This is a genomic window from Nonomuraea sp. NPDC048892, from assembly GCF_040649735.1.
GTDB classification, from domain to species: domain Bacteria; phylum Actinomycetota; class Actinomycetes; order Streptosporangiales; family Streptosporangiaceae; genus Nonomuraea; species Nonomuraea maheshkhaliensis.
The window spans coordinates 103,689-117,899 of the sequence record NZ_JBEZFZ010000024.1 but is presented as its reverse complement, the minus strand read 5'-3'; the positions used below and the strand labels follow the sequence as shown (position 1 = coordinate 117,899).

Annotated in this window: 13 protein-coding genes; 4 read left to right on the top strand and 9 right to left on the bottom strand. The window is 69.5% G+C overall.

Annotated features, from left to right (window positions below; genetic code table 11):
- Positions 1 to 3: 3 nt before the first annotated feature.
- From AB0C28_RS44750 to guaB, 3 genes are all read right to left on the bottom strand, one after another.
- Positions 4 to 132: a hypothetical protein gene (locus AB0C28_RS44750; protein ID WP_357862482.1), complete on the bottom strand. Its 129-nt coding sequence runs from the start codon at positions 130 to 132 to the stop codon at positions 4 to 6.
- A 73-nt stretch (positions 133 to 205) separates the two neighbouring features.
- Positions 206 to 1,327: a GuaB3 family IMP dehydrogenase-related protein gene (locus AB0C28_RS44745; RefSeq protein ID WP_346110096.1), complete on the bottom strand. Its 1,122-nt coding sequence runs from the start codon at positions 1,325 to 1,327 to the stop codon at positions 206 to 208.
- 3 nt (positions 1,328 to 1,330) lie between these two features.
- A complete protein-coding gene (guaB, locus tag AB0C28_RS44740; RefSeq protein WP_357862485.1) occupies positions 1,331 to 2,812 on the bottom strand; it encodes an IMP dehydrogenase in 1,482 nt (493 codons plus the stop codon).
- Between the two features lie 582 nt (positions 2,813 to 3,394).
- Here guaB and AB0C28_RS44735 point away from each other — a divergent pair.
- Both AB0C28_RS44735 and AB0C28_RS44730 read left to right on the top strand, forming a co-directional pair.
- Positions 3,395 to 4,390: a helix-turn-helix transcriptional regulator gene (locus AB0C28_RS44735; RefSeq protein ID WP_357862487.1), complete on the top strand. Its 996-nt coding sequence runs from the start codon at positions 3,395 to 3,397 to the stop codon at positions 4,388 to 4,390.
- Between the two features lie 39 nt (positions 4,391 to 4,429).
- The gene (locus AB0C28_RS44730; protein ID WP_080043188.1) at positions 4,430 to 4,807 is read left to right on the top strand and encodes a DUF5319 domain-containing protein; all 378 of its coding nucleotides are present in this window, start codon (positions 4,430 to 4,432) and stop codon (positions 4,805 to 4,807) included.
- Between the two features lie 109 nt (positions 4,808 to 4,916).
- Here the strand turns inward: AB0C28_RS44730 and AB0C28_RS44725 are convergent, their stop codons facing one another.
- From AB0C28_RS44725 to groES, 4 genes are all read right to left on the bottom strand, one after another.
- Positions 4,917 to 5,552, bottom strand: coding sequence for a sigma-70 family RNA polymerase sigma factor (locus AB0C28_RS44725; protein ID WP_090930520.1), 636 nt, complete (start codon positions 5,550 to 5,552; stop codon positions 4,917 to 4,919).
- A gap of 445 nt (positions 5,553 to 5,997) precedes the next feature.
- Complete coding sequence (locus AB0C28_RS44720; protein ID WP_358081945.1) at positions 5,998 to 6,702, bottom strand: hypothetical protein; 705 nt, start codon at positions 6,700 to 6,702, stop codon at positions 5,998 to 6,000.
- Between the two features lie 328 nt (positions 6,703 to 7,030).
- On the bottom strand, positions 7,031 to 8,650 hold the full coding sequence (gene groL / locus AB0C28_RS44715; protein ID WP_357862491.1) for a chaperonin GroEL: 1,620 nt from the start codon (positions 8,648 to 8,650) through the stop codon (positions 7,031 to 7,033).
- A 71-nt stretch (positions 8,651 to 8,721) separates the two neighbouring features.
- Positions 8,722 to 9,036 carry a co-chaperone GroES gene (gene groES, locus AB0C28_RS44710; protein ID WP_197093639.1) on the bottom strand — a complete coding sequence of 105 codons (315 nt, stop codon included), beginning with the start codon at positions 9,034 to 9,036 and terminating at the stop codon, positions 8,722 to 8,724.
- A 279-nt stretch (positions 9,037 to 9,315) separates the two neighbouring features.
- Between groES and AB0C28_RS44705 the strand changes: the two genes are divergently transcribed.
- Both AB0C28_RS44705 and AB0C28_RS44700 read left to right on the top strand, forming a co-directional pair.
- Positions 9,316 to 10,557, top strand: a complete 1,242-nt coding sequence (locus AB0C28_RS44705; RefSeq protein ID WP_358081968.1) for a class I SAM-dependent methyltransferase — start codon at positions 9,316 to 9,318, stop codon at positions 10,555 to 10,557.
- A 193-nt stretch (positions 10,558 to 10,750) separates the two neighbouring features.
- Entirely contained in the window at positions 10,751 to 12,592 is a 1,842-nt protein-coding gene (locus AB0C28_RS44700) for a hypothetical protein (RefSeq protein WP_357862495.1), read from the top strand.
- Positions 12,593 to 12,747: 155 nt separating this feature from the next.
- Here the strand turns inward: AB0C28_RS44700 and tsaD are convergent, their stop codons facing one another.
- A complete protein-coding gene (gene tsaD / locus AB0C28_RS44695; RefSeq protein ID WP_357862497.1) occupies positions 12,748 to 13,779 on the bottom strand; it encodes a tRNA (adenosine(37)-N6)-threonylcarbamoyltransferase complex transferase subunit TsaD in 1,032 nt (343 codons plus the stop codon).
- Complete coding sequence (rimI, locus tag AB0C28_RS44690) at positions 13,772 to 14,203, bottom strand: ribosomal protein S18-alanine N-acetyltransferase (RefSeq protein ID WP_357862560.1); 432 nt, start codon at positions 14,201 to 14,203, stop codon at positions 13,772 to 13,774. The genes tsaD and rimI overlap by 8 nt, the downstream gene beginning before the upstream one ends.
- Positions 14,204 to 14,211 lie beyond the last annotated feature (8 nt).

Genomic DNA, 14,211 nt, shown 5'->3' with positions numbered 1-14,211 from the left:
CCCCTACTCGCCGGCTTCGAGCCGGCGGGCCATGGACTCCACGGCGCGCTTGGCGACGACCAGCAAGGCTCCGGTCGCCTCGCGGTAGGTCTTGATGGCCCTGATCATCTTGCCGTCACGCAAGGATTCCATGGCAGGAAACCCTACGCCACCGTACGAAAACGGGCCGCCCCTCACCAGGAGGAGCGGCCCGGAGTAGCGGATCTCAGCGCTGGATGGGCGCGACCACGACCTCGACCCGCTGGAACTCCTTGATGTCGGAGTAGCCGGTGGACGCCATGGTCCGCTTGAGCGCGCCCATGAGGTTCATCGACCCGTCGGCGACGCTGGAGGGCCCGTGCAGGATCTGCTCCAGCGTCCCCACCGTCCCGAAGCCGACCCGGCGCCCGCGCGGCAGGTCGGGGTGGTGTGCCTCGGACCCCCAGTGGAACCCGTGTCCGGGCGCCTCGGCGGCGCGGGCCAGCGGCGAGCCGACCATGACGGCGTCCGCGCCGCAGGCGATGGCCTTGGCGATGTCGCCGGAGGTGCCCATGCCGCCGTCGGCGATGACGTGCACGTAGCGCCCGCCTGACTCGTCCATGTAGTCGCGCCGGGCCGCGGCGACATCGGAGATCGCGGTGGCCATCGGCACGGCCACGCCCAGCACCGTGCGTGTCGTGTGCGAGGCGCCTCCGCCGAAGCCCACCAGCACGCCGGCCGCGCCGGTGCGCATGAGGTGGAGGGCGGCGGTGTAGGTGGCGCAGCCGCCGACGATGACCGGCACGTCGAGCTCGTAGATGAACTGCTTGAGGTTGAGCGGCTCGGCTCGCCCCGACACGTGCTCGGCGGAGACCGTCGTGCCGCGGATGACGAAGATGTCGACGCCGGCGTCGATCACGGCCTTGTGGTATTGGACCGTGCGTTGCGGCGACAGGCGCACGGCGGTGGTCACACCGGAGGCGCGGATCTCCTCGATCCTGCGGCCGATCAGCTCTTCCTGAATCGGCGCCGCGTAGATCTCCTGCAGCCGCTTGGTGGCCGCCGCCTGGTCGAGGGCGGAGCACTCCTCCAGCAGCGGCAGCGGGTCCTCGTAGCGCGTCCAGAGCCCTTCGAGGTCGAGCGGGGCCAGGCCGCCGAGCCGGCCGATCTCGATGGCGGTCGCCGGGGAGACCACGCTGTCCATAGGAGCGACGAGCACGGGCAGCTCGAACCGGTAGGCGTCGATCTGCCAGGCGATCGAGACCTCCTCCGGGTCGCGAGTGCGCCGCGAGGGCACCAGGCCGATCTCGTCAAGCGAGTACGCCCGGCGCCCGGTCTTCCCCCGGCCGATCTCCACCTGCTGAGTCATGACTTACCTTCTGTGATAGTTCGGAGCTTCCACGGTCATCTGGATGTCGTGGGGGTGGCTCTCCTTGAGTCCCGCCGCCGTGATCGGCATGAGCTCGCAGTCGGTGTGCATCTGCGGGATCGTCCGGCAGCCCGCGTACCACATGCCCTGGCGCAGCCCGCCGACGAGCTGGTGGGCCACGGCCGCGACCGGGCCGCGGTAGGGGACCTGGCCCTCGATGCCCTCGGGGATGTATTTGTCCTCGCCGCCGACGTCCGCCTGGGCGTAGCGGTCCTTGCTGAAGGAGGTGCCGCCGCGCTCGCGGTTGCGTACGGCGCCGAGCGAGCCCATGCCCCGGTACGACTTGAACTGCTTGCCGTTGATGAAGATCAGCTCGCCTGGCGACTCCTCACAGCCGGCCAGCAGCGAGCCCAGCATGACCGTGTCGGCCCCGGCGGCGATGGCCTTGACGATGTCGCCGGAGTATTGCAGGCCGCCGTCGCCGATCACCGGCACCCCGGCGGGCGCGCACGCCTTGGACGCCTCGTAGATGGCCGTGACCTGCGGCGCGCCGACCCCGGCCACCACGCGGGTGGTGCAGATCGAGCCCGGGCCCACGCCCACCTTGACCGCGTCGGCGCCCGCGTCGACCAGCATCTGGGCGCCCGCCCTGGTCGCGATGTTGCCGCCGATGACCTGCACCTTGCTGTTGGCCTTGACCTTGGCGATCATGTCGGCCAGCCCCTTGGAGTGACCGTGGGCCACGTCGACGACCACCACGTCGACCCCGGCCTCGATGAGCGCCTTGGCGCGCAGCTCGGCGTCGCCGCCCACGCCCACGGCCGCGCCGACGATGAGCCGGCCGTCGGCGTCCTTGGTGGACAGCGGGTACTGCTCGCTCTTGGTGAAGTCCTTCACGGTGATCAGGCCGCGCAGCCTGCCCTCGCCGTCGACGAGCGGCAGCTTCTCGATCTTGTTCTGCCTGAGCAGGGCGAACGCGTCGTCACGCGACACCCCGACCGGGGCGGTGACCAGCGGCATCTTGGTCATGACCTCGCGCACGGGCCGCGACTGGTCGGTCTCGAAGCGCATGTCGCGGTTGGTCACGATGCCGACCAGCGTGCCCGACATGTCGGTCACGGGCACCCCGGAGATCCGGTACGTCGCGCAGAGCCGCTCGACGTCGGCCAGCGTGTCGTCGGGGCTGCACGTCACCGGGTTGGTGACCATGCCGGCCTCGGACCGCTTGACCAGGTCGGCCTGCTGGGCCTGCTCCTCGACCGAGAGGTTGCGGTGCAGGATGCCGATGCCGCCCTGCCTGGCCATGGCGACGGCCATGCGGGCCTCGGTCACGGTGTCCATCGCGGCGGAGATCAGCGGGATGGACAGCGTGATGTCCCTGGACAGCCGGGACCGGGTGTCGGCCTCCCCTGGCTGCAGGTCGGAATAACCCGGCACCAGCAGCACATCGTCGAAGGTCAGACCTGTCTCGGTGAACTTGGACATGCTGCGGCCCCTCCTGCCGTTGCGCTGAATGAGCCAAGTCTAGGGCCTGCCTCCAAAACAGCCCGCACGGCCTCACCGCTCACCCCGGAACCTCGGCGCGGGTGTCCGTGTCCACCGGCGGAGCACCCCCACAGAACCCCGGCACGGGCCTCCATATCCACCGGCGTGCCGCACGGAACCTCGGCGCGGCGACCCCGAACGAGGATGATGCCGGGAGCACAACGGGCCCCCACGGTCCGTCGTACTCCCGGCATCATCGAAGTGCCGGGGGATGGGACGGTCGGTGATCCGTCCCATCCCCCGGCCACCGGCATCCGGGAGCGGCAGCGCCACACACCACCGAACCCCCCTCCGCGTCCTGATGGCCGGAGCTGCCGCGCCCTGCCTGGATGCCGACGCTAGGTAAAGAATGCGTTACTCACCGGCACATTGCAATGTGCAAACGTGCAATTGCACGAAGTTGCACCAGGCGTCTAACGAGTCGGCGCAACACGCGGACACAGGCGTTATACGGGGTTATCCTCGCGGCACGCCCGTGACCCCCCACCGGAGCCGCATAAAATGCGCAACGAGCCCCGAACCGTGTCCGATCCCTTCGAGACGCTGGGCCTCGACCAGGCTCAGACCGCGCTGTACTCGGCGGTGCTGCGGCTGCACAAGGCCAGCCGCACCGACCTCGCCCAGGCCATGGACGGCCCGGTCGAGAAGGTCGGCCGTCAGCTCGACGACCTCGTGAAACTGGGGGTGATCGACGAGCAGTCCGGCCAATACCTGGCCCGGCACCCCGCGGCCGCGCTCGGCAGGGTGATCGCCGAACGCCTCGACCGGCTGGCCGAGGAGAGTCGCATGATCGACTCGGCGCTCGGCTCCATTCGCAGCCTGATCCGCGACTACGACGCCGGACGCGACTATCGCAGCGGCCATTTCACGGTGGAGATGGCCAGCGGCGCGGACGTCCTGTACGAGAGCGTGGTGGGCATCGCCGTGCAGTCTCATTCGCCGCCGATGAAATTACTGACCGCCGTTCCGGACGACCGCACCATGACCGACTTTGCGCGGAAATTTGCGGATCCATGGATTGATGCGCAAAAACGAAACCTTCTCACGGTTCATGCGATCATTCCGGTCTCCAGCCTCGTGCTCCCCGGCGTACGCGACCAGCTGACCGAGCTGACCGAGACGGGCGGCAAGGTACGCACGCTCGACCGGCTGCCGAGCTGGTTCATGACGGCCGGCACCGAGGTCGCGGGCCTGCCCGCCCACTGGGGCGGCAACCTGCCCGACCACGCCTACAACTTCTACCTGATCCGCACGTCCGTCGTGGTGGGCATGCTCAGTTCGCTGTTCGACGAGCTGTGGGCCCGCGCGCTGCCCCTGCCCTGGAGCGGGCGGAGCGAGGGCATGGTCCAGGTGCTGCGGCTGGCCGCGCAGGGCATGTGCGACGACTCGATCGCCCGCCAGCTCGGGGTGTCGGTACGTACCGTACGCGCCAGATTCGCCGAGGCCATGACCGAGTTGGGCGCTCAATCCCGCTTCCACGCGGGCGTGGAGGCCGCCAGCCGCGGATGGCTGAGGTAAAGCCCACCGCTGGGGCCGCTTCGGTCATATGGTGGGAAGGTGCTGGAAGACGTCCCCCGCGATCCGTTCGCGGACGATCCGAACGACCCTTCCTCAGCGATGGGCGCACTCGACGACGCCGAGCCACTGACGGCGGCCGAACGTGACGAGGCCATCACCGACCTCGCCGACGTCGAGGTCTTCCGCTCCCTGCTCGAACCGCAGGGGGTTTTGGGGCTCGTACTCGACTGCCCGGAATGCGGCGAGCAGCACTTCTTCGACTGGGAGCTGCTGCGCGGCAACCTGAAGCAGATGATCGAGAAAGGCCAGCCGCAGGTGCACGAGCCGGCCTTTCACCCTGACCCCGCCGACTACGTCAGCTGGGACTACGCCAGAGGCTATGTCGACGGCGTCATCGACACGGAGGAGCGCCGCTGACCGACGTCTTCGAGCAGCGCGGCCAGCAACCGCGCCGCTGGATCGCCTGAGTCAGGCGTCTGTCCACGACCGAGCGCGTCGAGCAGCGCGTCGGTCTCGTCCTCAGGCGTCAAGCCGACTCCAGCTCGGCCATCTGCCTCAACCTGGCCAGCGCCCGATGCTGGGCGACGCGGACCGCACCCGGTGACATACCGAGTACATTACCGGTCTCCTCGGCCGACAACCCCGACACCACCCGCAGCAGCAGCAACTCGCGCTGATTGTCGGGAAGCCTGGCCAGTAACCGCCTGGCGTGCTCCACCTCGATGTAGCGGACCACCGTCTCCTCAGGCCCCGGCCCGTCGTCGGGCCCGTCGGGCAGATCCTGGGTCGGCACCGCAGAGCGCACCGAGCTCCGCAGCGCGTCGGCCACCTTGTGCGAGGCGATCCCGAACACGAACGACGCGAAAGGCCTCCCCATGTCGCGGTATCGCGGCAGTGCGGACAACACCGCGATGCACACCTCCTGGGCCACGTCATCGGCAATGTGATATTGCCCTGAAACCCGGCCCAGCCTGGCGCGGCAATACCGCACCACCATCGGACGCAACTCACCGAGCAGAGATTCGATCGCACTGCGATCCCCCTGCACGGCGAGGCTCGTCAGTTCCCTAAGGTCGGAGTCATCCGTCCGTGCCGGAAGTCTCGACGCGAGCCTTACCCCAATTTTGGCGTCGGCGACGCTTCCCTCGCTCACGATAGGCATGATGCCCGCACTGATCCTGCCTGTCGTCATAGCGAACGGCTACGGATTGGTCACATTGAAGCGACGATAACTGTCAGTAATCAATTGACCACACTAAGCCTTAATACTGACATAATATTTCATCCCATAACCCGGAATGCACGACATTTGTCATGCCGCCGACGCTTATCGCCCGTGCTCGGTTTACTCCAACTTTCCACCTTTTCCCCCAATTCCCCCCATCCTGCCGCTCCAGCCCGCGAAAGTCCCTCCCCGAACGCGACCCCCGAACCCACCCAACCCCCGCAAACATCGGACCCTTCCGCAAAACCACCCCACCATCAACCCCTGTTGCGACCCGCTCCCTGATCACCACCCACGCCCATCACCCCGGCCACGGCCTGCACCACCACCCCCATTGCGATCCACGCCGGTCACGTCGCGGGTCGCCGGCCTCGTGTCGTTCCTAGCCTTCGTCGCGTTTGTCGGACTCGTCGCGCTCGTCGCGTCCGTCGGGCCCATCGCGCTCGTCACGTTCGCCGTGGTCGGCATGCTCGTCACGTTCGCCAAGGTCGACGTGTCCAGCATGCTCGTAGAGGAGTTCCAGGTAGCCCTGCACCGCCTCCCATAGGTGATGCTCCGGATAGCGGCCCAGCCCCCGGTGTTCGCGGCGCCACTGACGGTCCCAGAACGCCGCATGGACCGATCTCAGGTGGTCCAGGGTCGTCTTCAGCTCGGCCTCCACCTGGGCCGGTGGGCGGCGGACGGCGGTCGTCTGCTCGCGGGCCGACTCGAAGCGGCGCTCAGCCAGCGCCTCCAGCACCCCGGGCTCGATCCCGGCCAGCGACCAGAATCGTACGGGCTCGCGAATGAGATGGTTGGCCACCGGATCAAGGTGGGAACGCCACCAGTACGCGATCCCACCCTTGTCCAGGCGCAGGAAGTCCACCAGCCACGCCGTGCCGGGCGGGTGGGAGCCCCACGACACCTCCTCGGGCGGCAGGTTCAGGACGAAGGCGACCTCGATCGCCTCGATGGGGTCGGCGCCCTCCAGTAGGTCACCGAAGACGTACGCCTCCTTCAGGAACGGCTCGTCCGCCGGCACGCGCCGGGTCTGCTCGCAGGCCTGCGCGAGCATCCGCAGCCGCTCCACGGCCCGCTGGTACCGCATCCGCGCCCCCACCCTCCCCGCGTCGAGTCAGCGCCCAGCGTACGTCCTGCTCCCACGACGCCGGGCGGCTCGGAAACCGTGTCACGGCGGCCCGTAGCCGCCGGACGGATACGCCCCAGAACCGCGTCACAGCCCGCACCCCCGCACGGGGCACCCCCCGCGCCCATACCCCCGGACGGGTACGCCACGGAAGCGCACAACGGCCCCCGGACGCGTACGCCCCCGCGAACGCGTCACAGCCCATACCCCCGGACGCGTACACCCCCGCAAACGCGTCACGGCCCGCACCCCCGGACGGGTGCGGGCCGTGAAACGGTCGGACGTGAGGTCAGTGGCCGTGGCCGTGACCGTGGCCCTGGCCGGCGGCCGGGGCCTCCTCCTCGGGCTTGTCCACGACGAGCGCCTCGGTGGTGAGCAGCATGCCCGCGATCGACGCCGCGTTCTGCACGGCCGAACGCGTGACCTTGACCGGGTCGATGACACCCTGGTCGAGCAGGTTGCCGTATTCGCCGGTGGCGGCGTTGAAGCCCTCGCCGGCCTTCAGCTCGGCCACCTTGTGCGTCACCACGTAACCCTCGAGACCGGCGTTCTCGGCGATCCAGCGGGCGGGCTCCACCAGGGCGCGGCGCACGACGCCGACACCGGTGGCCTCGTCGCCCGTCAGGCCGAGGTCGTCGAGTTCCTTGGAGACGTGGATGAGCGCGGAGCCACCGCCGGAGACGATGCCCTCCTCGATCGCGGCGCGGGTCGCGGAGATCGCGTCCTCGAGGCGGTGCTTCTTCTCCTTCAGCTCCACCTCGGTGGCGGCGCCGACGCGCAGCACGCACACACCGCCGGCGAGCTTGGCCAGGCGCTCCTGCAGCTTCTCGCGGTCCCAGTCGGAGTCGGACTGCTCGATGGCAATCTTGATCTCCTTGACGCGGTCCTCGATGGCCTGCGCGTCACCGGCGCCGTCGACGATGGTCGTGGCGTCCTTGGTGACGACGACGCGGCGGGCCGTGCCGAGCACCTCGAGACCGACGTGCTCCAGCTTGAGGCCGACCTCTTCGCTGACGACCTGGCCGCCGGTGAGGATGGCCATGTCCTGCAGCATCGCCTTGCGGCGGTCACCGAAGCCCGGGGCCTTGACGGCCACGGAGGTGAAGGTGCCGCGGATCTTGTTGGTGACCAGGACGGCCAGGGCTTCGCCCTCGACGTCCTCGGCGACCACGAGCAGCGGCTTCTTGGTCTGGGCGATCTTCTCCAGCAGCGGCAGGAAGTCCGCGATGGAGGCGATCTTGCCCTGGGTGAGCAGGATGTAGGCGTCTTCGAGGACGGCTTCCATCCGCTCGGGGTCGGTCACCATGTAGGCCGACAGGTAGCCCTTGTCGAACTGCATGCCCTCGGTGAACTCGAGCTCCATGCCCATGGCGTTGGACTCTTCGACGGTGAGGACACCGTCCTTGCCCACCTTGTCGAACGCCTCGGCGATCAGCTCGCCGATCTTGGCGTCCTGCGCGGAGATCGTCGCGACATTGGCGATCTCCTTCTTGTCGCCGACCTCACGGGCGCTGGCGAGCAGCTTGTCGCTGATCTCCTTGGCGGCCTTGTCGATGCCGCGCTTGAGCGACAGCGGCGAGGCGCCGGCGGCCACGTTGCGCAGGCCCTCGCGGACCATGGCCTGGGCCAGGACGGTCGCGGTGGTGGTGCCGTCGCCCGCGATGTCGTTGGTCTTGGTGGCCACTTCCTTGGCGAGCTGGGCGCCGAGGTTTTCGTAGCGCTCCTCCAGCTCGATCTCACGAGCGATGGTCACACCGTCGTTCGTGATCGTCGGCGCACCGAACTTCTTGTCGATGACGACGTTGCGGCCACGCGGGCCGAGGGTTACCTTCACGGCGTCCGCGAGGGCGTTCACACCGCGCTCGAGCGCACGGCGGGCGTCCTCGTTGAACTCCAGGATCTTCGCCATAACTGAAAGTCCTCTCCTAGCGTCGAAAGCCCCGGCCGCCCTCAAGAGCGCCCGGGGCTCGACACATCCGGCTACTTCTCGATGATCGCGAGAACATCGCGGGCGGAGAGCACGAGGTACTCCTCGCCGCCGTACTTGACCTCGGTGCCGCCGTACTTGCTGTAGAGGACGATGTCGCCCTCGGAGACGTCGAGCGGAATCCGCTTGTCGCCGTCCTCGTCCCAGTTGCCCGGGCCCACCGCGAGGACCTTGCCCTCCTGCGGCTTCTCCTTGGCGGTGTCAGGGATGACCAGGCCGGAAGCGGTGGTCTGCTCGGCCTCAAGCGGCTGAACCACAATGCGGTCGCCGAGCGGCTTAACGGGAACCTTGGTGGCGGTCGTCACGATCGGACCTCCCCTTCAGATTTGAATGATCAGAAGAGGCGACCAGCGGGGCCTGCCGTCGCGGGTGTCAGACCTGCCTCGTCGCACGTTGGCACTCTCAAGGGGAGAGTGCCAACACGAAACATATGCAAGAGGGGCTTGACAGTCAACACGAACGCGTCTGCTCTGAGCGATCAGGCGTCAAAGCCCGGGCCTCGCCAAGGCCGCTACGTGGACAAATACTCCCATCTCCCCCCGTCTGCGGGACGATCCGGGTACGCCGTGGCGCTAACGTCGGACGACGTGGACCTCGACGCCTTCACCGAGCTGCTGACCCCGCGCGGCCAGGAGGCCCTGGCGCGGGCCGGTGAGCTCGCCGGCGCCGATCCGGTCGCCGCCGCCACCGCGCTGCGCAGGACGTACGACGCCGCCCTCACCTCCGCCGCGCTCACCCAGGCGGGGCTCAGGGAACGGGCGAAGGCCAAGTTCGGCGAGGACGCGGCGGTGATGTATTTCACGCCGCACGGCCTGGAGCAGTCCACCAGGGCTGAGGTCGCCGAGCACCGCGCCCGCCGCCTGCCGGCGATGGCCGGACACACATTCGAAGCGCCGACCGGGCCGGAGCCTGGATCGGCGACCGCACCGGCGGCCGGGAAGGCGCTCCAAGTCGTGGACGCCTGTTGCGGCATCGGCGGTGACCTGCTCGCGCTGGCCCGCGCCGGCTGCGCCGTGACCGCCGTGGACACCGACCCGCTGACCGTCGCCGTGGCCGCGGCCAACGCCCGCGCGCTCGGCGTGGACGACCGGGTGACGGTACGCGTGGGCGACGCGGCGCAGATCAGGCCGGAGGAGTACGACGTGCTGTTCGCCGATCCGGCCAGGCGGACCGGCAGGGGCAGGACGTTCGACCCCATGGCCTACTCCCCGCCGTGGCCCGTGGTGCTCGACCTGATCTCCCGCGCTGGCCTGGCCTGCGTCAAGGTCGCGCCCGGCATCCCGTACGAGTTCATCCCCGAAGGCGCGCAGACGGAGTGGGTCTCGTACAAGGGCGAGGTCAAGGAAGCCACGATCTGGACCGGCCAGGGCGGCGGCCGGCGCGCCACGCTGCTGCCCGGCGGCCACTCCCTCACGGCCGCCGGCGTCACCGCCACCCCCGCGCCGGTCGGCCCCGCCGGCCGGTACGTGTACGAGCCGGACGGCGCCGCCGTCCGCGCCCATCTCGTCGCCGAAGTGGCCGAGCTGGTCGGCGGCAGGCTGCTCGACCCGCTGATCGCCTACATCACCGCGGACGACCCGGTGGACACCCCATGGGCCACCAGATACGAAATAGAGGACATTCTCCCGTTCTCTCTGAAAAAACTCCGCGCGCTTCTCCGCGAGCGACAAATCGGCAATGCCACCATCAAAAAGCGGGGCTCCGCGGTCGACATCGAACGCCTCCGCGCCGACCTGCGCCTCAAAGGCGACAACTCGGCCGTCGTCATCTTGACCCGCATTCTCGACAAACCATCGGTTCTTCTCTGCAAACCCCTCTCACCTGCCTGAACCTCCAAACTCGGTCATCCGCGCGTTAACGGCGATCTTTCACTTCGGCCCTGACGGACCATGATCGAAAGGCTAAGGTTGGCGGGCGGGAGTTCTCCCCCTTAATGCGGTCACCCGCGTTCTCGCTCTTTCAGATGAACCGGACCAACCCCACCGCTGCGCGGCAGACCGTCGGCGAGCGAAGGAGCTTTCGGTGGACCATTCCAACCACACCACCCTGCTTCAGACGGGCGCGCATGACGCCGTACCCAAGAGGATGCGCGACCTGCTCGCGCGTGCCGCCCAGGACCACGTCTACGAGCAGCGCACGCAGGGCGCCGTGCTCGACGAGATCCGCCAGCGGCTCGAAGGCATGGAGTGGCTGCTGCGCGAGGTGCGCGAGCGCGAGCTGGGCGGGCTCAGCGGCACGCTGGAGTCGGTGAGCGGGCGGCTGGACGAGATCTCCGCCAAGCCGCCGATGTGGGCGGAGGGCCTGGCGCAGCACGTCGAGGCCGTACGCGACCACGTGGACGCCGTGGGCGCCAGGGTGGGCGAGGTGGACGCGAGGGTCGGCGACGTGGACGCCAGGGTGGCCCCCGTCTCCGAGTTGCCCAGCCTGTGGGCCGACCTCGGCACCGTGGGCGAGAGCGTGGACGAAGCCCTCGGCAAGCTGCAGTCGGTGCTCGACACCACCGACGGCATCACCAAGGGCATGTCCGACTTCTCCGCCAAGCTGGCCACCCTCAACTCCAGCATGGAGGCCGCGGCCAGCCGCTTCACCCGGCTCGACAAGTCGATGTCCGATCTGACCACCCGTACCGACCGGGTCGAGGTCGCGATGAGCGACCTGTCGGAAAACGTCACCGAGCAACTGCGGAGCACCACCGACCAGCTCACCGGTCAGGTCGAGGCGAGCGAGCAGCGCGTCAGCGCCCGGCTCGACGAGGCCGACCAGCGGCTCACGACCCGGCTGGAGCAGACCGACCAGCGCCTCGCGGTCCGGCTCGACGAGACCGACCAGCGCCTGGCCACGGCGCTCCTGGAGGCCGACGAACGCCTTGTCAGCCGGCTCAAGGAGGCCGACGAGCAGCTCACCGGTCGCCTGACCGGCGTCGAGCAGCGCCTGACCACCAGGCTCGACGAGACCGACCAGCACCTCGCGGTGCAGCTCGGCGAGAGCGAGCAGCGCCTGACGGCCCGCCTCAGCGGCGTGGACGCCCGCCTCGACCGGGCCGAGGGCAGGCTGCAGGGGCTCGACTCCCGGCTCACCGGGTTCGACAGCCGGCTGGAGTCCGCGGACGAGGGCCTGGCCGACATCGACACCAGGCTCGACGGCCTCGACGGCCGGATCGGCGGGGTCGATCAGCGGCTGCTGTCCATGGACGGCCGGCTCGGCGCGGTGGACAAGCGGCTGGGCACCCTGGACGGCCACCTGGGCCGCCACGACGACCGCTTCGACGCGCTCGACGTACGCGTGGACGCCCGCTTCGCCTCGCTCGACGAGCGCATGGCCACCACCGACCAGCACGTCAGCGAGACCGCCACCCGCAACGAGGGCCGCTTCAACAAGCTCGACAACCAGATCGACGCCATCGACGAGCGGCTCGGCGAGGCCGAGGAGCACATGAGCAGCCGCTTCGACGCCGTCGACGGTCACTTCGGCGGGCTCGACACCCGCTTCAACGGCCTCGACACCCACCTCAACGGTTTGGCCACCCGCGCCGAGCAGGCGGGCGCGCACCTGGAGTCGGTGGACGACCGCATCGAGGCCGTCAACCAGCGCATGACCCAGCTCCCCGCCACCCTGGCCATCCCCGAGCAGGTCGGCGAGCTGATCCAGACCCACTCGGGCGAGCAGGCCGAGCGGCTCGCCGCCGCGACCGAGACGCTCACCGAGCTGGTACGGTCCCGCCCCGACCACGACGAGCTGGCCGGCACGGTGTCCGGCATCGTCAACCCCGCGACAGAAGACCTCAACAAGCGGCTGGGCGCGCTGGAGGAGACCATGCTGGCCCTGGCCGAAGCCCTCCTCCGCCCGACCCGCCCCAAGGACTGAGCCGCCCAAGGGCCGCTCGGCCCAAGCACTGCGCGGCCCAAGGCCCGCGCGCCCCGCCCTCGCCGCATCGGCGAGGGCGGTCGGGTCAGAGGGCGGTCAGGTCAGACGTGCACGGTCGTGATCGCTGGTCAGACGTGCACGGTCGTGAGCGTGGCTCAGACGTGAACGGTCGTGATCGGAAGCGACGAGTCGGCCGGGATCTCCAGCGTCGACGGCGTGACCCCGGCCGCCACCAGGTCGGACCCGAGCGCCGCGACCATGGCGCCGTTGTCGGTGCACAGCCCGGGACGAGGCACCCGCAGCCGTACGCCGGCCGCCTCGCACCGCTCCTGGGCCAGCGCCCGCAGCCGCGAGTTGGCCGCCACCCCGCCCCCGATCAGCAGATCGTGCACGTCGTATTTCCGGCACGCCTGCAACGCCTTACGGGTCAGCACGTCCACCACGGCCTCCTGGAACGAGGCGGCCACGTCGGGCACGTGCACGGACTGCCCGGACGCCTCGCGGGCCTCGACCCACCGGGCGACGGCCGTCTTGAGCCCGGAGAAGGAGAAGTCGAGCGTGCCGTCGTCGATCTTGCCGCGCGGGAAGGCGATGGCCGCCCCCGACCCGTCGCGGGCGGCCCTGTCGATGTGCGGGCCGCCGGGGAAGGGCAGCCCCAGCACCCGCGCGACCTTGTCGAACGCCTCGCCGGCCGCGTCGTCCACGGTGGAGCCGAGCGAGATCACGTCGTCGGCGACGTCGGGCACGAGCAGCAGCGACGAGTGACCGCCGGAGACCAGCATGGCGATGCACGGCTTGGGCAGCGGCCCGTGCTCCAACTGGTCGACCGCGACGTGGGCGGCCAGGTGGTTGACGCCGTAGAGGGGCACGCCGAGGCCGAGCGCGTAGGACTTGGCCGCGGCCACGCCGACCAGCAGCGCCCCGGCGAGGCCTGGCCCGGCGGTCACGGCGATGGCGTCGATGTCGGAGAACTTCAGCCCGGCCTCGGCCAGCGCGGCCTCCACCGTGGGCGTCATGGCCTCCAGGTGGGCGCGCGAGGCGACCTCGGGCACCACCCCGCCGAACCTGGCGTGCTCGTCCATGCTGGAGGCGATCGTGTTGGCCAGCAGCGTGTGGCCTCGCACGATGCCGATGCCGGTCTCGTCGCAGGACGTCTCGATGCCCAGGACCAGGGGTGCGTCAGTCACCAAGCTTCCTTCTCATCATGATCGCGTCGGTGCCGTCGTCGTAGTAGCGGCGGCGGGTGCCGATCTCCTCGAACCCGAAATGCCGGTAGACGGCCTGCGCGTGGGGATTGTCGGCGCGTACTTCCAGGAAGATCTCGCGTGCGCCGCGGCGGGTCGCCTCGGCCAGCAGCTCGGTCAGCATCGCGCTGCCGAGGCCGGTGCCCTGGTGCTTCTCCAGCACGGCGATGGTCTGCACGTCGGCCTGGTCGGCCGCGGCGGCCAGGCCCGCGTAGGCCACGATCTCGTCGTTCACGGTGACGACCACGTAGTGGCGGGTGCGGGGCATGTCGGCCAGCTCGCCGCGCATCATTCCCTCGCTCCAGGCGTCGAGCGGGAACGTGGCGCGTTCGATCGCCATCACGGCCGGGAGGTCGGCCACGGTCATCGGCCTGA

Excerpts from the sequence above, each read along its gene's own strand:
- AB0C28_RS44745 (WP_346110096.1), bottom strand. The coding sequence starts at position 1,327 with ATGACTCAGCAGGTGGAGATCGGCCGGGGGAAGACCGGGCGCCGGGCG.
- AB0C28_RS44725 (WP_090930520.1), bottom strand. The coding sequence starts at position 5,552 with ATGCCTATCGTGAGCGAGGGAAGCGTCGCCGACGCCAAAATTGGGGTA.
- guaB (WP_357862485.1), bottom strand. The coding sequence starts at position 2,812 with ATGTCCAAGTTCACCGAGACAGGTCTGACCTTCGACGATGTGCTGCTG.
- rimI (WP_357862560.1), bottom strand. The coding sequence starts at position 14,203 with ATGACCGTGGCCGACCTCCCGGCCGTGATGGCGATCGAACGCGCCACG.
- AB0C28_RS44750 (WP_357862482.1), bottom strand. The coding sequence starts at position 132 with ATGGAATCCTTGCGTGACGGCAAGATGATCAGGGCCATCAAGACCTAC.
- AB0C28_RS44720 (WP_358081945.1), bottom strand. The coding sequence starts at position 6,702 with ATGCGGTACCAGCGGGCCGTGGAGCGGCTGCGGATGCTCGCGCAGGCC.
- groL (WP_357862491.1), bottom strand. The coding sequence starts at position 8,650 with ATGGCGAAGATCCTGGAGTTCAACGAGGACGCCCGCCGTGCGCTCGAG.